This is a genomic window from Comamonas trifloxystrobinivorans (assembly GCF_043359985.1).
Taxonomy (GTDB): Bacteria; Pseudomonadota; Gammaproteobacteria; order Burkholderiales; family Burkholderiaceae_C; genus Comamonas; species Comamonas trifloxystrobinivorans.
On sequence record NZ_JBHZGV010000004.1, the window covers coordinates 98,356 to 117,866 of the forward strand.

The 19,511-nt window shown below is 60.4% G+C and carries 17 protein-coding genes; 5 read left to right on the forward strand and 12 right to left on the reverse strand.

Annotated features, from left to right (window positions below; translation table 11 throughout):
- Positions 1–76 precede the first annotated feature (76 nt).
- From ACFIQF_RS05310 to ACFIQF_RS05340, 7 genes are read right to left on the reverse strand one after another with little or no spacing between them, the layout of a single operon-like run.
- The gene (locus tag ACFIQF_RS05310) at positions 77–1,045 is read right to left on the reverse strand and encodes a Bug family tripartite tricarboxylate transporter substrate binding protein (RefSeq protein WP_393940839.1); all 969 of its coding nucleotides are present in this window, start codon (positions 1,043–1,045) and stop codon (positions 77–79) included.
- A 34-nt stretch (positions 1,046–1,079) separates the two neighbouring features.
- Entirely contained in the window at positions 1,080–1,904 is an 825-nt protein-coding gene (locus ACFIQF_RS05315; RefSeq protein WP_393940841.1) for an SDR family NAD(P)-dependent oxidoreductase, read from the reverse strand.
- Positions 1,901–2,332, reverse strand: coding sequence for a MaoC family dehydratase (locus ACFIQF_RS05320; RefSeq protein ID WP_393940842.1), 432 nt, complete (start codon positions 2,330–2,332; stop codon positions 1,901–1,903). Before ACFIQF_RS05320 ends, ACFIQF_RS05315 begins: the two co-directional genes overlap by 4 nt.
- A gap of 11 nt (positions 2,333–2,343) precedes the next feature.
- Entirely contained in the window at positions 2,344–2,787 is a 444-nt protein-coding gene (locus ACFIQF_RS05325) for a MaoC family dehydratase N-terminal domain-containing protein (RefSeq protein ID WP_393940844.1), read from the reverse strand.
- The gene (locus tag ACFIQF_RS05330; protein ID WP_393940846.1) at positions 2,784–3,983 is read right to left on the reverse strand and encodes a lipid-transfer protein; all 1,200 of its coding nucleotides are present in this window, start codon (positions 3,981–3,983) and stop codon (positions 2,784–2,786) included. Before ACFIQF_RS05330 ends, ACFIQF_RS05325 begins: the two co-directional genes overlap by 4 nt.
- A gap of 19 nt (positions 3,984–4,002) precedes the next feature.
- On the reverse strand, positions 4,003–5,571 hold the full coding sequence (locus tag ACFIQF_RS05335) for a long-chain-fatty-acid--CoA ligase (protein WP_393941192.1): 1,569 nt from the start codon (positions 5,569–5,571) through the stop codon (positions 4,003–4,005).
- A 13-nt stretch (positions 5,572–5,584) separates the two neighbouring features.
- Positions 5,585–6,748, reverse strand: a complete 1,164-nt coding sequence (locus ACFIQF_RS05340) for an acyl-CoA dehydrogenase family protein (RefSeq protein WP_393940848.1) — start codon at positions 6,746–6,748, stop codon at positions 5,585–5,587.
- A gap of 215 nt (positions 6,749–6,963) precedes the next feature.
- Between ACFIQF_RS05340 and ACFIQF_RS05345 the strand changes: the two genes are divergently transcribed.
- The gene (locus ACFIQF_RS05345; protein WP_393940850.1) at positions 6,964–7,749 is read left to right on the forward strand and encodes an IclR family transcriptional regulator domain-containing protein; all 786 of its coding nucleotides are present in this window, start codon (positions 6,964–6,966) and stop codon (positions 7,747–7,749) included.
- Between the two features lie 7 nt (positions 7,750–7,756).
- Here ACFIQF_RS05345 and ACFIQF_RS05350 read toward each other — a convergent pair whose 3' ends face one another.
- The 5 genes from ACFIQF_RS05350 to ACFIQF_RS05370 all read right to left on the reverse strand — a co-directional run bounded on the left by ACFIQF_RS05350 (position 7,757) and on the right by ACFIQF_RS05370 (position 15,307).
- Complete coding sequence (locus ACFIQF_RS05350; protein ID WP_393940852.1) at positions 7,757–8,623, reverse strand: methylglyoxal synthase; 867 nt, start codon at positions 8,621–8,623, stop codon at positions 7,757–7,759.
- Positions 8,624–8,791: 168 nt separating this feature from the next.
- Positions 8,792–10,036: a YeeE/YedE family protein gene (locus ACFIQF_RS05355; protein ID WP_393940853.1), complete on the reverse strand. Its 1,245-nt coding sequence runs from the start codon at positions 10,034–10,036 to the stop codon at positions 8,792–8,794.
- Positions 10,037–10,123: 87 nt separating this feature from the next.
- The gene (locus ACFIQF_RS05360; RefSeq protein ID WP_393940855.1) at positions 10,124–11,086 is read right to left on the reverse strand and encodes a sulfurtransferase; all 963 of its coding nucleotides are present in this window, start codon (positions 11,084–11,086) and stop codon (positions 10,124–10,126) included.
- A gap of 160 nt (positions 11,087–11,246) precedes the next feature.
- Entirely contained in the window at positions 11,247–11,804 is a 558-nt protein-coding gene (locus ACFIQF_RS05365) for an isochorismatase family protein (RefSeq protein ID WP_393940857.1), read from the reverse strand.
- Between the two features lie 194 nt (positions 11,805–11,998).
- Entirely contained in the window at positions 11,999–15,307 is a 3,309-nt protein-coding gene (locus tag ACFIQF_RS05370) for an IPTL-CTERM sorting domain-containing protein (RefSeq protein ID WP_393940858.1), read from the reverse strand.
- A gap of 395 nt (positions 15,308–15,702) precedes the next feature.
- Here ACFIQF_RS05370 and ACFIQF_RS05375 point away from each other — a divergent pair, with 395 nt between their 5' ends.
- The 4 genes from ACFIQF_RS05375 (at position 15,703) to ACFIQF_RS05390 (ending at position 19,475) form a co-directional block, all read left to right on the forward strand.
- Entirely contained in the window at positions 15,703–16,659 is a 957-nt protein-coding gene (locus ACFIQF_RS05375) for a LysR family transcriptional regulator (protein WP_393940860.1), read from the forward strand.
- 262 nt (positions 16,660–16,921) lie between these two features.
- Positions 16,922–18,007, forward strand: coding sequence for a LacI family DNA-binding transcriptional regulator (locus tag ACFIQF_RS05380; RefSeq protein ID WP_393940862.1), 1,086 nt, complete (start codon positions 16,922–16,924; stop codon positions 18,005–18,007).
- A gap of 116 nt (positions 18,008–18,123) precedes the next feature.
- Entirely contained in the window at positions 18,124–18,795 is a 672-nt protein-coding gene (locus ACFIQF_RS05385; RefSeq protein WP_393940863.1) for an amino acid ABC transporter permease, read from the forward strand.
- Between the two features lie 26 nt (positions 18,796–18,821).
- Complete coding sequence (locus ACFIQF_RS05390; RefSeq protein ID WP_393940864.1) at positions 18,822–19,475, forward strand: amino acid ABC transporter permease; 654 nt, start codon at positions 18,822–18,824, stop codon at positions 19,473–19,475.
- The last annotated feature ends 36 nt before the right edge of the window (positions 19,476–19,511 follow it).

Here is a 19,511-nt window from a genome sequence, read left to right on the forward strand (position 1 = left end):
GCCAAGCCATGCACCATGTCTGCAGCACTTCCGCTTTCGAACCACCCGTCCCGGTTGCTCGAACAGGCTCTTGCGCTTATGGCTTGCCCAGCTGGCCAAACTCTTTGATCAGTCGGCTCCAGTACGCGTATTCGGCTTGCACGTCCTGCAAGGTCTCATGCGGAGTTCCGCCAACGCCCACCAGGCCCAAGGCATGAAATCGCTCCTGCACATCAGGCAAGCGGACGGCATGCGTTACGTCTCGCGCCATCTGTTCAACAATGGGCTGCGGCGTTCCGGCTGGCAAAAATATCTTTCCCCATGAGCCACGATCTATCCCTTCATAGCCTTTTTCCGCAAAGGTCGGAACCGATGGCAAGAGCGGAGAGCGCTCTGCGCTGGCAATGGCCAACATGCGAGCTCTGCCACTGTCGGCGGCCTTTTTCGCGTTCGATCCGCTGAGGAATCCGGTTTTCAAATGTCCCCCCAGAAGGTCGGCGAGAATGGGGCCATCGCCGTTGTAGGGGACTCCTGTCATGTCGACAGCCGCCACTTTCTTGAGCATCTCACCCAGATAGTTAGCCGAGGTTCCTTCACCATGGTGCCCGTAGTTCAGCGCACCAGGTTGTGCTTTGGCAGCAGCCATCACCGCTTTCAGGTCCCCCTTGGGGGCGGTGTCACTGGCCAGAAAAACAATAGGCGTTGTGAAAACCGTTGAGACCGGCACGAAGTCACGCAAAGTCCGATAGCTCGTGGTAGATGGCTTGGTCTGCTCGGTCGCAATCATGATCGGCACTTGCAGCAACACCGTATAGCCATCCGCCTTGCTCTTGGCGACCAAGTCGGTCCCGATTGCGCCGGTAGCTCCCGGTTTGTTTTCTACTACGACAGGCTGCCCCCAAGCCGCTCCCAATTTCTCTGCCAAGATGCGCGCCGATACATCAGTGGCACCGCCCGCAGGATAAGGAACGATGAGCCTGACCGGCTTGTCAGGAAAAGCCATTGCGAATCCAGCCGTCAGCACTGCACAGCAGGCAACGCCCAATGTCCTCAGCACCTTGTTCATGTTTGTCTCCTTGTCGTTTTCATTGAACAGACGCTCAGGGACGGCCGCCCCCACAAATCAAGACTTGGCCGCTGACGTAGTTCGACTCCGGGATACACATCAAATAGACAGCGCCCGCAGCTTCTTCGGGTGTACCTGCACGGCCCACCGGAATATTTGCTTCGATGTTTTTCATGAGATTGGGGTTGACGCCGACTTTGATGTCATGCCCGGCGACATGGATCGAGGCGCCGTCGCCAGCTACAGCTTCTGTCAAGCGGGTCTTGATCAGGCCGAAGGCCACGCTGTTCACATTGACCTTGTAGCGTCCCCACTCCTTGCTCATCGCTTTGGTAAGGCCGATGATTCCAGCCTTGGCAGAGGAGTAGTTCGCTTGCCCAGGATTACCCATGACGCCGGAGGTTGACGACACGTTGACTACTTTGCGAAACACTTCTACGCCAGCTTCCGCTTCTTGCTTTGCCGCATTGCGCAGGTAGTCCGATGCAGCGCGCAATATGCGAAAGGGGGCTGTCATATGCACATCTATCATTGCGTACCACTGCTCGTCCGTCATGCGCTGGATGACGTTGTCCCAGGTGTAGCCCGCGTTGTTGACAATGATGTCTACCGCACCGAAGTTATCCAAGGCAGTTTTCACAAATCGATCGCCGAAGTCCGCGTCCGTCACGCTTCCCAGACAAGCCACCGCCTCCGTCCCCATTTGTCGCAGGGCGCCAACTGTCTCCATCGCGGGCTCTTGGTCGAGATCGTTCACGACAATGCGCGCGCCCTCGCTTGCCAGCTTCAGTGCGATCTCGCGCCCGATGCCTCGGCCAGAGCCGGAAATCAAAGCGACCTTTCCATCCAGTTTTTTCATGATTGCCTATCTCCTTGGTTGATGGCTACAACGGCTTCGCCGCTGAGCCTGGTATCTCCTGTCTGATTCACGGCCGTGATACTGAGGCGAGCGCATGTCTCGCCATCCGCCTCAATCATTTCGGTAACCTGGCCGCTACAGACGATCTCATCGCCCAGCTGGGTCATGGCCGCAAAACGTACGCCGAAGCTGCGCAGTTGTGCCTGCGGCTGCCATTGCGTCAGCAAGCGACCCAGATACGCCATGGGCAGCATCCCTTGTGCAAAGACGTCAGACATACCCGCCCCACGCGCCACGTCGATGTCGATGTGCATGGGGTTGTGATCGCCTGATGCTCCTGCAAACAATGCGAGCGTGGTGCGGCTGACTGGCGGGAGAGTCAATGCGGGAATCAAATCTCCCAATTGAAGCTGGATTGGCTTATGCATCGTGCTACTCCTCATGCATTGCGTAGAACGATCACACGTCTCAGCTCAGCCACTGGCAAGCCGTTCGCATCCGTCACATCGGTATCGCGCACGACGAACTCCAATGCACCGTTTTTCTTGTCATAGATATCGGTAATTCGCGGTTGAAAGCGCAGCTCTTCACCGGCATGTGCCATGCGGCGATAACGGAAGTGTTGCTCCCCATGAAGAATGCGCCGCAAATCCATGCCCAAAAGCTGCTGTGTCTCGGCAGGGTTGGGTGCTTCGAATTCCATCGAGAACAGAAAGGTCGGAGGCAATGGAAGCGAGGGATGGCCCGCCGCCTGTGCCGCAGACAGATCTGAGTAGATCGGGTTGTTTTCACCCACAGCTTTCGCAAAGAAGCGCAAACGACCGACCTCAGCTACTGCGGTAAATGGTGTCAGCACGTGACCAATGAAGCGGCGATCGATCATGCTGCGCTCCCGTCAACCCGCTGATAGAGCGTCACCACACAAGCACCGCCCAAGCCCAGGTTATGCTGCAAAGCATGACGCGCACCCTCCACCTGGCGACCTTGTGCCTGGCCACGCAACTGCCACACCAGTTCCGTGCACTGCGCCAGTCCAGTGGCACCTAACGGATGTCCCTTGGAAAGCAAGCCCCCTGAGGGGTTGGTCACCACACGTCCACCATAGGTGTTGTCACCGTCCAGCACGAATTTTTCAGCTTCCCCTCGCGCCACCAGGCCCAAGCCTTCGTACGTCAACAGTTCATTGGTCGTGAAACAGTCATGCAGCTCAACGACCTGCACATCTTCCGGGCCAACACCTGCAGCTTCATAGACTTGGCGTGCCGCCGCCGCTGTCATATCGCAGCCAACCAGCTTTCGCATATCGGCTTCTCCGAAGGTCGATGGCATATCGGTAGTCATCGCCTGTGCTGCAATCACTACCCGTGCATCCAGACCATGTCGCGCAGCAAACGCCGGTGAACAAACTATGGCCGCAGCAGCCCCGCAAGTGGGCGGGCAGCATTGGTAACGCGTCAGTGGTGCAAATACGGTCGGCGATGCAAGGATCTGCTCTTCCGTCAGCGCTTCGCGGAAGATGGCGAATGGGTTGTTGGCAGCATGACGACGCGCCTTTACCGCAATCTTGGCAAAGGTGGATGCCTGGGTGCCGAACTCTTCCATGTGCGCACGCCCAGCACCTCCAAACAGCTGGGCTGCACGCGGAGCCGCATCGTCAAAACCCTGAATGGACTTCATGACGCCGACGAAGTCCTGCAACGGCGTGGGGCGGTCCGTAAAGGCACCTTTCAATGCACCAGGGTTCATCTGCTCAAACCCCAGGGCGATTGCGCAATCAAGCGCACCCGACTCTACGGCCTGCCGTGCCAGGAATAAGGCTGTTGATCCGGTCGAGCAATTGTTATTCACGTTGATGATGGGAATGCCACTCAAGCCAACGCCGTACAGCGCAGCTTGTCCACAAGTGGAGTCGCCATAGACATAGCCAACATAGGCCTGCTGCACCATACGGTAGTCAAGGCCTGCGTCTTCAAGTGCCAATTTGGCGGCTTTAGCGCCCATCAGGTGATAGTCCTCACTTGCGCCGGGCTTGGTAAACGGGATCATGCCGACGCCAACGACGTGGACAGCTTGGGTCATGGATGCCTCCTTTTCTGATTTAGTGGACGGAGCGGCCGGAGCCACTCCAGTGGGGTTGCCTGAGTTCAGTTTTCAGGACCTTGCCGACTGCCGATAAAGGCAGTGCAGCTCGCACATCCATTCCGCGGGGCACCTTGTAGCTGGCGATCAGACTTCGGCAATGGGCCTGCAATTGCTCCAGATCCAATACAGCCCCAGGCTTGAGCACTACCGCAACATGTACGCTCTCGCCCCAACGCTCGCTGGGGATGCCAAACACGGCACAGTCCGCAACCGCAGAGTGCTGTCGCACAGCGTTCTCGACCTCTGCGGAGTAGACGTTCTCCCCGCCGGTAACGATCATGTCTTTCAGACGGTCGACAATGAATACATAGCCCGCCTCGTCCATATAGCCACCATCACCGGTATGCAGCCAACCGCCGCGCAAGGCTTGCGCAGTTTCTTCAGGGCGATTCCAATAGCCCAGCATCACATTGGGCCCCCGTGCGCATATCTCACCAACCACTCCACGCTGCACCTCGCGGCCCTCGGGGTCCTCAATCCGCACCTCAACGGCATAACAGGCCCGGCCTGCGGCACGCATGCGACCGAGGCGACGGCCCTCTCCGACATGGTTTTCAGGCGGGTTGATGGTGATGATCGGTGCAGCCTCGGTTTGCCCATAGGACTGGCAAAACTCGACCGATGGCAGCAACTCCTGAGCGCGATCGAGCGTTACCTCGGAGATCGGCGAAGCGCCATAAGAGATTCTTCGCAAACTCGCCAAGCGAGCAGCGTCGAATGCGGGGTCGTTCAACAGCATCTGGATCATGCTTGGCACCAGCGTGATCTCTTGAACCCGATGACGCTCAATGCCTGCTATCAGGGCAGCAGGCTGGAAAGACGGCAAGATAACGCTTTCACCGCCGTGAATGAGCTGCGTGATCAAACGGCCGGCAGAAGCCAGGTGGTACAGAGGCGCTACATGTATGGCAGTACTGCCCGCCGATGAATAAACTTGTGCCATGCGCGCCAGCCCGGAAACCCACAGATTGGCATGCGAGAGCATTACGCCCTTTGGTTGGCCGGTGGTGCCACCGGTATAGAAAATGGCGGCCAATGTATCGCCACCCACACGCAAGTCTTCAACCGGGTGCGACTCGGCTATTAACTTCTCGAAGCAATGCGCTCCCGCCACATCCTTTGGCACGCTGTCTGAATCGCTGAGCAAGATCACCTCGCGCAGCTCGGGAACCAACTTGCGCAACTCTGGCACCAGGGCTGTGAACCCGTCATCGACCAAAAGCACTTGTGTGTCACAGTCTTGCAGCGAGAACGCAACCTCTTTGGCACTCCATCGCACATTGACGGGATTCACCACTGCGCCAGCCCACCAAGTGGCCAGGTAGTACTCCAGATAGCGGTCCGAGTTCAGCGCCAACATGGCCACCCGGTCCCCCGGCTTTACACCCAGGCCGATCAGGGCGGCGGCCAGTCGCGCTACTCGCTCTTTCAATTGGCTGTACGTGCTGGTTCTGTCGGCAAATCGACAAGCTACCGCTGCCGGACTCTGCTGCACTACTCGATGCAATGACTGGGTCAGATAGATGTCCATGACTACCTCACAAAGTGCGGCTGATGATTTCCTTCATGATCTCGGAGGAGCCGCCATAGATGCGATTGCCTCTGATATCCGTCAGCATGCGCGCAATGGGGTACTCGCGCATGAATCCGTTTCCGCCAAACATTTGGAGCAAGTCATCTATGGCGCGAGTGGCATCTGACGCCCATAACTTGGCCATGGCCGCCCGATCAGCTGTCAGCTCGCCGCGCACGTGGTCCTCTGCACACTGATCCACAAATGCGCGCGTCGCGGCGGCCAGAGTCTTGATCTCTGCCAGGCGGAAGCTGATGTGCTGGTTTTTGATCAGCGGCTTGCCGAAGGTATTGCGCTCGCTGGTATAGGCGATCGTCCATTCCAAAGAGGCCTCCAGCGAAATGGCACAACGCAATGCAATCATCAGGCGCTCTTGTGCCAGTTCGTGCATTAAATAGGAAAACGCCTTGTTCTCTTCACCGACCCGGTCACTATCAGGCACCAGAACACCGTCAAAGAACAATTCGACCGTGTCCTGCGCCCGGTGACCAATTTTGTCCAATGGCTGGCCCTTGGCGAAGCCTGGAGTGTTGGCATCTACCCAGAACAGACTCATCCCCTTGGCACCCGCTTGAGGGTCGGTCTTTGCCACCACCAGCACGCGGTCCGCGTGGTAGCCATTGGTGATAAAGGTCTTTTGGCCGTCAATACGCCAGCCCTGACCGGAGCGTTTTGCGGTGGTGCGGATCGCTTTGAGATCGCTGCCTGCCGAAGGCTCGGTCATGGCAATCGAGCCTACGCAATCGCCAGAGGCCATGCGAGGGAGCCACTCCTGTTTGAGCGCCTCTGAGCCAAAGTGCAGAAGATATGGCGAGACGATGTCGGAATGGGTCGAAAAGCCGGTGAGTCCGGTCGCAAGCACGGCCGCAATCTCTTCGACCACGATGGCCGTGTGTAAGAAATCGCCCCCTCCTCCGCCGTATTCCACGGGCGTCATGGGCAGGAGAATTCCGACCGCACCCGCTTTGCGCCAAGTCTCACGCGGGATCAGTCCATCACGCTCCCACGCAGCGTGGAAGGGGAGCACATCGCGCTCCAAGAAGCGACGAACAGTGTCGCGAAACAACTGGTGCTCCGCAGAGAAAAGTCCACGGCGTGCGCAATGCACAGACCTCGTACCCAATTCCATGTTTTTGTCTCCTAACGATGCGGCTGCTTATAATGTCCGCCTAGCGGATTTATATATCCGTTTAAACACTATTGAAGTCCATTTTTATCGTTGTGTCAACACAATGCAGCCGCTGCCTCTTTGGGTATCGTGAAGGGGAGCTTCATTGGAGCCGGCGGTCGCACCAGGACTCACCTAGGATTCATAGATCTGACATTGGCCGCAGAAAGGAAAACATGACCAATCCGGAAAACGAAGGCTTTGTGCGAGCATTTGCGCGCGGTTTGTCCGTCATCGAAGTGCTCGGCACCAATGGACCCCATACGGTGGCCAGTGTTGCCGCATCCGCGGAGTTGCCCCGCACTGTGGTGCGCCGGATCTTGTTAACCCTGTGCGAGCTAGGCTATGCCGTGGGAACCAGCGACAAAAGCTTCCACCTGACGCCCAAAGTACTGAACCTGGGCACCACCTATCTCACATCCCTGCCGTTTTGGGGACATGCGCAACGGGTGCTGGAAACCCTTTGTGCCCAACTGCAAGAATCTTGTGCCGTTGCCGTTTTTGACGGTAGCGAAGCGGTGTTTGTATTGCGCATTCCGTCCAGCAAAATCATGTCTTTGCGCCTGGGCATGGGCAGCAGGCTGCCTGCCTATGCCACAGCCCCCGGCCGAGTGCTTCTGGCACATAGCGAACAGGAAATCCTGACCCGCTATTTGCATGACCATGAGCTCAAACCATTGACTCCCGCAACACTGGCCAGTGAACAGGATCTTTTAAGCGCGCTTGATCGCGTCGGCAAGGACGGATTCGCCTGGGTGGAGGGAGAATTTGACCCCCATGTCGCAGGGCTGGCCGTCCCTATTTACGACGAGAACAACCAGGTCGCAGCAGCAATCAGTGCCAACTTGCTTCGCTCGGACTTCAGTCGCGAGCAGGCTGTTAAAGACATATTGCCTGCTCTGCGCAGTGCCTCCATGCAACTGGCGGGATTGGCACCGTCGTTTCTGCGAGCGCGGTGCTAGCCAAGAATCAGTTGCGCTTGAGAGCCGCATCACACCAGCGCTGTGCCACGCCAGGTGCGGTCATGCAAACCACCTCGTGCGTCACCGTGGTGACGGCGCGTTCCAGCAGTTGGATGTCGGCCTCGTGTTGGCGGGCCACGTGCGGGTCTTCAAAGAAGATGGCGCGTTGGCAGCGGCGCTCCAGCACCAGGTCGGCAATCTGGGCATCGCCACCAAGCGGGCCGCTGTTGTAGCGGTCCACCCAGGGTTTGTCGGCCGGCCAGCCTTTGCTCCAGGCCATTTCGTTGAGCTTTTGGCCGGTGGTGCCGGTGCCTACGCGGCGGCGGTAGCGCGAGAGCAGATCGAAGTTCTTCGCCGCAAAATCCATCATCGCGGGCTTCATCGCATCGTGGGCGATCAGTGCCAGGGTTTGCGCCTCGTAGTCGTGCAACCTGTCGGCATTGCGGTCGCTGGGCAGGCCGGCGTGGATGCGCTCCATCTCCACCCAATCGCGTGCGCTGGCCACGGTCGACAAGAACGGCTTGCCGTGGATGACGCACTGGCGCTTGAGCGCCAGCGCTTCGGGGAAGATGGACGAGGGATCGACCGGGTCGGTCAGGTAGATGGCGCCATCGAGCGCACGGCCTTCGCCGGGCATGCCCACCACCTCGGCCACCAGCTTCATCAGCCCGCCTTCGCGGCCATAGGGGTAGCGCACGATGCCTTTGTAGCCCTTGAGCATTTCGGCGGCCGCAATCGCGTCGTAGGTACGGCCCACGGCGTGAAAGCCGATGCCCAGCTCACGAATGCCGGGCTCGCAGGCGCGGAGAAAACTGAACAGCGCTCCATCCTCGTTCTGGTGGTGCAGGCGGTTGGCGGCAAGGCCCAAAAGCATGGTCGGTTCCATCGGTTGGCAAAGTTGCCCAAAGCATAGCGCCAAAACCCGAGGCTGCTGATGACAGCGGCACCTATACGCGCAAGCTGCCGCGCCTTGGCGGCGCTGAGTTTGCTACATTTTTAAAAGCAACAAGACCAGCAATTAGCTACATTTGAGCAATATCCATTACGCCTGGCTGTCGCGCCAGGACTGCAGCCGAAAGCCCAGCCACAGAGCCAGCAACATCGCCGCACCAAACACCCAGCCACTCAGTGCGCCAGCCATGCTGCCTGAGAGCAAGGTGCCCACGGTGCAGCCCAAGCCCGTCATGGCGCCCCAGCCCAGCAATACGCCGCCGAGCAAACCGCGCCCAGCCTCTTGCGCGCTGGGCTTGCGCGGGCTGAACTGGCGGCTGGCCAAAGCGGCGATGAACGAGCCGGCCACCAAACCCAGCAAGACCACCGCATTGGGCGTAGCCCAGGTGGCAGCGGGCAAGGTGGCGCAGCCCGCAAAACCATCCAGGCCGTTGAGCCGGTCTGGCACCCAACCTTGGGTTTGCAGCGCGCCACGCACCTGGCTGCCGAGCAAGGCGGTGACGCCCAAAGGCCGCATGCGCACAATCGCGGCCACCGCAATCAAGCCCACCAGCACGCCGCCCAATGCATAGTTCCAACGGCCTTGCCACAGGCTGTTCCAGAGTGCGCGCAGATCGCGCGGCTCATTACTAGAGGTGGCTACGGCAGGCCGCCCGGCACGCCGGCGCTGCTGAATGTGGCGCTGCCAGATCCACGCCGCCCAAGCAGCCAATACGCCCAATTGCAGCAACAAGGCGCCGCCATAACCCAGGTGCTGCGGCAACCACACAACGGGCGCATCGGCCACGGCCAGGCTGTAGAGCGGGTTCCAACTTTGGAAACCCAAGGCAAAACCCAGCGCCGTGCCCAGCAGTGCAAAGGGCGCTGTGGCTGAGCCTTCAGCCAGCCGGTACCAGTGCGCGCTGATGCACGAGCCCGACACCAGCATGCCGGCACCAAAAGCCAGCCCGGCCAACACCAGCACCCAGCTGACCGGGCCGATATGCATCTCCGGCGGCAACTGGCCCGCTTGCGGGTTGGGCACCCAGCTGCCCTGCACCACCGTCATGCCCACCACACCCACTGCCAGCGCAGCGATGATGGCAAGGATGCCGCGCGGATCGTCGCGCTGCAGCCAATCGCGTGCATGGCAATAAAAGCAGAAGCGCGAGCGCTGCAACACCACGCCCAGCGCCAGGCCAACGGCCAAGGCAAATACCAAGGTGCGCCCGCCATCACGCTGTTGCAGGGCCTGGGCCAGTGGCCACAGCGCCAGCAGCAAAAGCACGGCGGCAACAGGCTGCAACCGGGCAGGCAGCGGCGCAGCGGCGCCCAGGCGCAAAGTCGATTCGTTCATGGCATGAAGAAAAAAGAACCCGCGCACGGCGGGTTGCAAGCACGAGGCAAGCCCATGCGGAGATAAGAGAGTTCAGTCGCTGGAGGCTTATTTGGCCGCCCAGATCGTGCCCGCCGGGTTGTTGATCGGCACGCCCACGCTGTTGCCGTATTCGGTCCAGGAGCCGTCGTAGTTTTTCACCTGGTAGCCCAGAATTTTGCTCAGCGCAAACCAGGTGTGGCTGCTGCGCTCGCCAATGCGGCAATAGGTGATGATGGGCTTGCTGCCGTCCACGCCCACGTCGGCGTAGAGCTTTTGCAGATCGGCCTTGGATTTGAAGGTGCCGTCCTCATTGACCGCCTTGCCCCAGGGCACGTTGACGGCGCCGGGAATGTGGCCGGCGCGCACCGACAGCTCGGGCACACCGGCAGGCGCAAACACCTTGCCTTGGTATTCGTCAGCTGAGCGAATGTCGATGAGCTGCGTGCCGCTCTTGCCCTCGGCAGCGGCCAAAGCATCGCCCAAACGGGCGCGCAAAGCGGTGTTGACCTGGCCCACGCGGTAAGTGGTGGCCGCGTAATCAGGCGCACGGTTGTTCAAGGCGCGGCTTTCGGCCTCCCACTTTTTGCGGCCGCCGTCGAGCAGCTTGACGTTCTTGACGCCATACACATCGAACACCCAGGCGCCCCAGGCGGCAAACCAGTTGTTGGTGTCGCCATAAAGCACCACGGTGGTGTTGTCGCTTACCGCAGCCTTGGACAGCAACTGCTCAAACGCCTCTTTGCTGACGATGTCGCGCCGCACCTTGTCGTTGAGATCGTTGTGCCACGAGAAGTTGACCGCGCCGGGGATATGCGCCCGCTCATACAAGCCCGGGTTCACGCTGACCTCGATCACGCGCACATCGGGGCGCTGCAAGTTGGCTGCCAACCATTCGGTGCTGACCAAAGCACCGCTGGGCACGGCCTGCGGCGTATTGGCCAGCGCCGTGCCCGCAGCGGCTGTCCACAACGCAGCTGCTGCGCCCGTGCTGATCAAAACGCGCCAAGGCGCAAAAGAGATATGGCTCATTGCAGTTCGTCCTTCAAAACCAGGGGATTGGAAAGCTGCCCTCACGGCAGCGCTTGAACGAACTGTGCACGCGCCGCTTACGCAAACCAACTGCCGATTGCGCAGATGCATATGCAATCTGCGCGCTTGACAGCCGGGCGCGTTGGCAGCAACGCCGGCTTCAGCCTTGGTCAGCCACGCTGTCTGCCCACTGCTGCGCCGTTTGCAAACGCGCACGCACGCCAAAGCTGCTGGTGCTGCTGAGCGTGATGTTGTGGTGCGCAATGACCTGTTGCGGGCTGAGAGCGGCGTTGCCGCTGCTGGTGTGCGCGTCTTGCAGCAACACCACGGGAAAACCATGGCGTAGAGCGGCGCGGGTAGTCACATCCACACAGTACTCGGTGTGCATGCCGCACACCACCAGCTCTTGCACGCCCAGTTGCTGCAGCACCGGCAGCAGATCGGTTTTCCAGAACGCATCGCCCGTGGTTTTGTAGCTGCGCAGATCGCTGCTGACCACCTGCAGCCCATCGGCCAATTGCCAGCCTGCGCTACCGTGTTCCAAACCTGGCTCTTCGTGCTGCACCCACACTACCGGCAGCTGCGCGGCCCGCGCGGCCGTTGTCGCCTGGTTGATGCGCTGGATCAGGCCCGCACAATCCCAGGCTGCATCTGCGCCAGTGCACAAGGCTTGTTGAACATCGATAACAAGAACGGCTTGGCGCTGGCCTGCAGACATGGCAGTTTCTCCGGTGAACAAGAGCGAGTGCGGTAGTGCAGCGGCATTGTATGCAAGATGCATTCACTATCTTTTATATAGCATCCAACGCTTACCGAAACTCAAGCGTTCTGCCATCAAACAAAAAGGCCCGGTTGCAAAACAACCAGGCCTCTCAAGCTGTTGCGCACCGGTTTGCCCGGCGCGCAAACGCTTTAACCGCGGCTGCGGCGACGCACAGCGGCTGCGCCCAGCAGCAGGCTCAGCAAGGCCAGGCTCCAGGTCTGCAAGCCAGGAACCGGTTGAACATTGGCCGGCGAAGTGAGAGGGGGCAGACCACCATTTTCTCCGCCGTTCTCACCACCGCCCGGGGTCATAGCGCTGACCGTGATCTTGGCATTGGCCTCATCGCAGGTCGCTGGCGTGGTGGCGGGCAACACGCACAGTTTGTAGGGCACCGTGTAGTCGCCAGCGGGCAGGCCCGTGGGGACGTTGATCGTGCCATCGGGGTTGATGCTGAAACCTGCTGGCGGGTTGTCGCCCAGCTCTACCGTCACATTGGTGCCGGGCACGGCGGTTGTGGTTTTGCCATCGGCGTCGTCGTTGCTCACCACGGTCGGCGTCTTGCCGCCAGGCGCTACAGGCGTAGAAGTGAAGTCGTCGTCGGTGGCCACCGGTACAGCGATCGCAGGCGTTGTGCCACCACCCGTATTGGGCGAGGTGACCGTGATCTTGGCATTGGCCTCATCGCAGGTCGCTGGCGTGGTGGCGGGCAACACGCACAGTTTGTAGGGCACCGTGTAGTCGCCAGCGGGCAGGCCCGTGGGGACGTTGATCGTGCCATCGGGGTTGATGCTGAAACCTGCTGGCGGGTTGTCGCCCAGCTCTACCGTCACGTTGGTGCCGGGCACAGCGGTCGTGGTTTTGCCATCGGCATCGTCGTTGCTCACCACGGTCGGCGTCTTGCCGCCGGGGGCGACAGGCGTGGAGCTGAAATCATCGTCGTTGGCCACCGGTACACCGATCGCAGGCGTTGTACCTCCCGAGTTGGGCGTAGTTACCGTGATCTTCGCGATGTTTTCGCTGCAGACTTGGGTTGTGGTGCTGACCGAGCAGATCTGATAGGGCACCTCGTAGTTACCAGGCGTCACGCTCGGGTCGACGGTGATCGTGCCATCCGGGTTGACCGTGAAGCCAGTGACCTTGGGCTTGTTCGGGTCTGGCACCACGGTAACGCCGCCCGTGCCTACCGACGGATTGCTCACGCCATTGAGCTGGTCGTTGCTCAGCACCGATGGCGTGGGTTTGCCTGCTTCCACGGGCGTGCTGCTGAAATCGTCGATATTTGCCAGGATGGTCGGCGCAGGGGTGGCGCTGCCAACCGTGTTGCTGACCTTGATCTTGGCTACCGCAGTGGAACACTGCGCTGGAGAATAGCCGCGTACGCAAATTTGGTAGGGCACATCGTAAGAGCCTGGGGTGACGCTGGCGTCTACCGCAATCGTTCCATCAGCTTGGATCGTGAAGCCTGCAGGAACCGTCACATCAGGAATAGCTTTGAACTCCACATCGGTCACCGGCGAAGGGTTGCCAACGCTGTTGAACGTGTCGTTGCCCAAGATCGATGACGTGCTGCTGCCGGGCACGGTGGGTGCACCAGTGAAGTCGTCATCGGTCGCCAGGATGGTGGGCGGCGTGGTGGGCACAGGGTTGGCCACGGTGATCTTGGCCACGGCGGTGTCGCACAAATCCGTATTGCTGGAAGCGCAGATTTTGTAGCTGACCGAGTAGTCGCCGGGCGGAACGGAAGAGTCTACTGCGATCGTGCCATCGGGGTTGACCGTAAAGCCGGCAGGCGGTGGCGTCACCGTGTCTGGGCGCACGATGACGTCGGTGTTCGGTGTGGGGTTGCCAGCACCGTTCAAGGTGTCATTGCTGAGCACCGAAGGCGTGGATTTGCCGGGTTCGGTGGGCGCGGCGCTGAAGTCGTCGTCCACCGCGTCGATGGGCATCTGCACCAGGATCGTGACCGTGGTGGTTTTGCAGTTCGCCGGTGTCTGCGCAGGCTCGGCACACACTTCGTAGGTGAGCGTGTAGTTGCCGGGCGGCACGGAGGTGCCCACGGTGATGGAGCCATCCGGGTTCATGGTGAACTGGCCTGGGTCTTCGCCCACCAGTTTGACGGTGACGCTGCTGCCAATGTCGGTAGGCGTCAGCGTCGTGGTGGTGCTGCCGTCGTTGCTGCTGTCGTTGGTGATGACGCTGGGCGTTTTGCCGCCGGGAGCCGTGGGCGTGCCGGTGTAATCGTCGGGCGTTGCGGTCAGCTCTGGCGTGCGCACAGGTGCGCTGCCCGAGGGCACGACGACAGTGGCAACAGCATCAGAACAAGTAGGCCAAGGCTTGGTCGCAGGTGCAATACAGATCTGGTACGGCACTTCGTAAGTACCTGGCGGCGTGGTGCTGGCTACCTCGATGTAGCCGTCGTCACGCAGCGTGACGCCGGCCACGGTGCTGGTCTGCGTGATCGTGGTGTTGGAGCTGGTGAGCGCTGGCGAGCTGCCATCGGCCAGTTTCATCGAGTCGTTCTCGCGCACGCTGTCGGTGCTGGCCTCGCCGGCGTAGACGGTCCAGGTGCCGTCGTTTTGTGCGGTGATCGAGGGAGCGGCCGTGGTGGGGCAGGCCATCGCGATAGCGCCTGCTGGCGCCGAGCTCAGTTTGGTAAGCTGGATGTCGTCGACGTAGAAATCGTTATTGCTGTTGGACTTGATCAGATTGCGTAAAGCAATGCTGTAGTTTTCGTCAGCACCACACCCCAAAGGGATAGTGAACTGCATACGCATCACCGTCCAGGTTTTGGGTTTGACCTCGTTGGGTGGGCTGTACCAATCCCCAAAATCCGCAGACTTGGCCAGAATTTCCCCGGATGCCGACCGCTGCACTTCAAAGCGCGAAGAGGCTCCGCTGTTGACGATATAAAAAGCAGCGCTCAGCTCATAGGTCGATCCGCGCTCCAGGTCCACCGAACGGCGATAGTACTCGTTACGCACCATGCCAGCATTGACCGCCAACACCGCGCCATGGGAGCCCGGCGTTGCGCCTTGGGCTTCGCCCGAGAAGTCGCCACCCGATGCGGGAACCTTGAACCAATAGTTGGCCTTGCCCGGATCCCAAGTGACGGTCGCATCCTTGATGAAAACATCAGGGTTGGCAACTGCGTAGTAGCCGTTCTCAATATCGTTGCTCCTGTGCTGCTCCGATGTCGAGGTACTGGGGTTGTATGGCTGGGCAAACTTGTAGAACCGATTGCCGTGGGTGAATATTTGGTTGCTGTCATCCATGCCTTGCGCCGGCAAATACATCTGCGGCACATAGGGCGAGGTGGTGCGCTCGGTGGACGAGCCAAAATCATCCAGAAACAAGGTTTGCGCTTGCGCCGCTGCCGCCCAGCTGGCAGCGGCCACCGCGCCCACAGCACAACGCAGCCAGCGCTGGCGCGCAGCCGATTTTTTTGTAGTGAATTGCATAGTTTGGAAACAGAAGGAAACTGACCGAAGCACACCTCTCACCGGCTGTTGTTAGATTTTCCTTTGAGCTGATAAATGCGGTGATTGAGATTGATTACGCTTTTATTTGCAAGCAATTGTATTGATTCATATCAATATATTTTGTCACCTACAGAGCAAGAGCGCTGGCTTTACCTGCTGTTTTCAACGACCGGAAATCTGTGTTCGGGCCTCGACCATTCCCGCTTTGCCACGCTGCGAAAGTGAACAGACACCAGCTTGCTTGTCGCAAACTGTTAACAGACCCCTCGCCCTCCAGCCATGTCCTTGCAACCACCTGGGGGTATTTCTGAGCTCGCCGACACAGCGCGCCACCGCGCCCGCACAGCGCCCAAAAGCCGCTAAGCTCTGGCGCTATGGTTGCCCCCACTCCTTCGCCCGCCAAAACCCGTGCTCGCGCCGTGCTGGGCCAGCTCAGCGATATGGATTTGCGCTTGCTGCATATCTTCAAGAGCGTGGTCGAGTGCGGCGGCATGTCGGCCGCCGAGCTGGAGCTGAACATTGGCAGCTCCACACTCAGCCGCCACATGAAGGACCTGGAAACGCGCCTGGGCATGGTGCTGTGCCGCCGGGGCCGCGCCGGTTTTGCGCTCACGCCCGAGGGCCACCAGGTGTACGAGGCCACCTTGCAACTGCTGGGCGGCGTGGATCTGTTTCGCAGCCGGATTGACGACATCCACGCCCGCATGGGCGGCAACCTGGAGATCGCGGTTTTCGACAAAACGGTGAGCAACCCGCAAGCGCAGATCCACCGCGCCATTGCGCAGTTCCACCAGCAGGCGCCCGATGTGAACCTGCAGCTGCACGTGAGCTCGATCAACGCCATCGAGCGCGGGCTGATGGACGGGCGTTTTCACATCGGCATCATCCCCGCGCACCGCAGCTCGGCCAGCCTGGTGTACCGCGATCTGTTTGGCGAACACATGCTGCTGTACTGCGCCGCCGGCCATGACTTGTGGCAGGCCGAGCACAGCCAACTCAGTTGGGAGCAGCTGCGCCGCTACCCGTTTGCCGGCCTGGGCTACCACTCGCCCAATATGGAGCTGTCGCACAGCGTGCGCCTGCCGCGTGCCGCCACTGGTTTTGACCAGGAATCCATCGCCACGCTGATCCTCTCGGGCTGCTTTCTGGGCTTTTTGCCCGACCACTATGCGGCCCGTTTCGAGCAGCAAGGCCTGATGCAGGCCATCCGGCCCGAGCAGTTCCACTACCAGTGCCAATTTGTGGCCATGTGGCGCCTGTCGCCCGCTCCGAGCCGGGTGGCGCAGGCCTTCATCGACTGCCTGCTGCAAGCCCACGCAACACTTGACTAAGTTGCTACAAAATTAACTTATCCACAGAAACCGTGTTCCCGGTGTGAATTTCTCCGCCAGAGGAAGATCGTAGGGAGTTGACAGCGCAACGGCCCCAACATTGCACAAAATTATCCACAGCGTTGCCTGCCGCTTCGGCTGCCGCGCAGGCGACGAATTTGGCTGCGCCTGCAACCATCGCATGCAGCGCTGCCCGGCTTTCGGCGCTACCATCGCAGCCATGGCGCATGCAGCGCCTGGAAACCTCTGTTTGGAACCGTCCGTGCCTCTCTCCTCCCACTCCAGCCCACGCTCAGGCGCAACCGCCCCCGCAGCGCCTCGCGCCAAAGCCCGGGCCACGATTGCCGATGTGGCAGAGGCGGCCCAGGTATCCAAGGCCACGGTGTCGCGCTACCTCAACGGCCGCACCGACATCCTCACGCCCGACATGGTGGAGCGCGTGCAACAGGCCATTGCCAAGCTGCACTACCGCCCCAGCGCCATGGCGCAGGCGCTCAAGCACGGGCGCACGCGCCTGATCGGTCTGGCCGTGGCCGATGTGACCAACCCTTTCTCGGTGGCCGTGCTGCAAGGCGCAGAAAAAGCCTGCCAGGCCGCTGGCTACCTGCTGGTGCTGTTCAACCTGGGCAACGAGGCCGGGCGCGAGCGCGACGCCATGCATGCGCTGTCGGCCTACCAGCTCGACGGCATGATCTTGAACCGCGTCGACACCGGCGCCCAGCTGTGGCAAGACGCGCAGTTGCACGGCAAGCCCATCGTGCTGGTAGACCGTTTTCAAGACGGGCTGAACGCCGATTTCGTGTCTGTGGATAACCCCGGCGTGATCCGGCTCGCCATGGAGCATCTGCAAGCCCAGGGCTTTGACGATGTGCTGCTGGTCACCGAGCCGATTGCCAGCGTCAGCTCGCGCACCGCGCGCCAACAGGCGTTTTTGCGTTACCTGGAACAAACCAACGCCATGCGTGGCGCCGTGTGGGAAAGCACGGCCAGCAATGCTGCCGATCTACAACTGCAATTGCAGCAATGGCACCAGGCGGCGCTGCAGTCTGGCCACCGGCCAGCTGTGCTAACCAGCAATGGCGTTGCCAGCCTGCGCGTGGCCACCGCCGTACATGCGCTGGGCTGGGTGCCCGGGCGCGAGCTGGGCGTGATCGGCATTGACGAAACCGACTGGGCCGCGCTGGTGGGCCCGGGCCTCACCACGGTGGCCCAGCCCACCGACGCGCTGGGCCAGGCCGCCGCCAACTGCCTGATCGAGCGCATCCAGGGCTTGCAAAGCCCGGCCAGAAAAGTCGAGTTACCGGGCACCATCATTGTGCGCGGCTCGACTGCCGCTGCAAAAGCTTGATTTCTCAACAGAAAAAACCCGGTTACGCACCAAACTAGGGCAAACCCTAGTAACCAATCCGTAACCTGCGATTACACTGCCTGGCACTGAAACCGGTTTCAAAGCGACGCATCGCCATGAACTACACGTTCCAATTCGACCAGGTGCTGGCCGCCTGGCCGCAGCTTTTGCAAGGCACCTGGGTGACCATCCAGCTGTCATTTCTGGCCATGGCCCTGGGCCTGGTGGTGGCCATCTTCTGCGCCTGGGGCAAGACCTCGGGCCCGGCAGCGCTGCGCTTTGTCATCAACGCCTATATCGAGCTGATCCGCAACACGCCGTTTCTGGTGCAGCTGTTTTTCTTCTTCTTTGCGCTGCCAGCCATCGGTCTGCGCTGGTCGCCCCAAACGGCCGCCCTGGTAGCCATGGTGGTGAACCTGGGCGCCTACGCCACCGAGATCATCCGCGCCGGCATCGAATCCATTCCCAAGGGCCAGATCGAGGCCGGCCTGGCGCTCGATCTCAAGCGCTGGGAGATCTTCCGCTTCGTCATCCTGAAGCCCGCGCTCAAAACCATTTACCCCGCGCTCACCAGCCAGTTCATCTTGCTGATGCTGAGCTCGGCCGTGGTGTCGGTGATCTCGGCCGACGACCTGACCTCGGTGGCCGCCAACATCCAGTCCGAAACCTTCCGCAGTTTCGAGGTCTACATCGTCGTCGCCATCATCTATCTGGCGCTGTCGCTGGCCTTCAACCTGCTGTTCAAGCTCATCTTCCAGATGTTCCTGAACTACCCCGACCGTCGCTGAACCCGCCACCATAAGGAGAACAAGATATGCGTGCTTTTGGTTGGCCCGAGCTGTGGTTCATCGTAGAAGCAGCCAAGTGGACGATTGCGCTGTCGGCCATCGCCTTTGTGGGCGGTGCGATTGTCGGTTTGATCGTGGCGCTCTCGCGCACGTCTGACAACAAGCTCGCGCGCGGCATCGCCACGTTTTTCACCCAAATTTTCCAGGGAACGCCGCTGTTGCTGCAGCTGTTTCTGGTGTTCTTTGGCGCACCGATTCTGGGCTTTGAGATCAACCCCTGGGTGGCAGCGGCCGCCGCGTTGATTTTGAACAGCGGCGCTTTTCTCGGCGAAATCTGGCGCGGCTGCATCCAGGCCGTACCACGCGGCCAGTGGGAAGCGGCTGATGCGCTCTCGCTGTCGTACTTTGACCGCATGCGCGATGTCGTGCTGCCGCAAGCCATGAAGATTGCCGTCGCGCCCACCGTAGGCTACCTGGTGCAGATCATCAAGGGCACCTCGCTCGCCGCCATCATCGGCTTTACCGAGGTGACACGCGCCGGCCAGATCATCAACAACGCCACCTTCCAGCCAATGCTGGTGTTCGGCGTGGTGGGCGCGGTGTACTTCATCCTGTGCTGGCCATTGTCGCTGTGGGCAGGCCGCCTGGAAAAGCGCAACGCCAAGGCAACGGCACGTTGATTTTTATTGTTCGTACTTGTCTGTTTTAACCCCGAA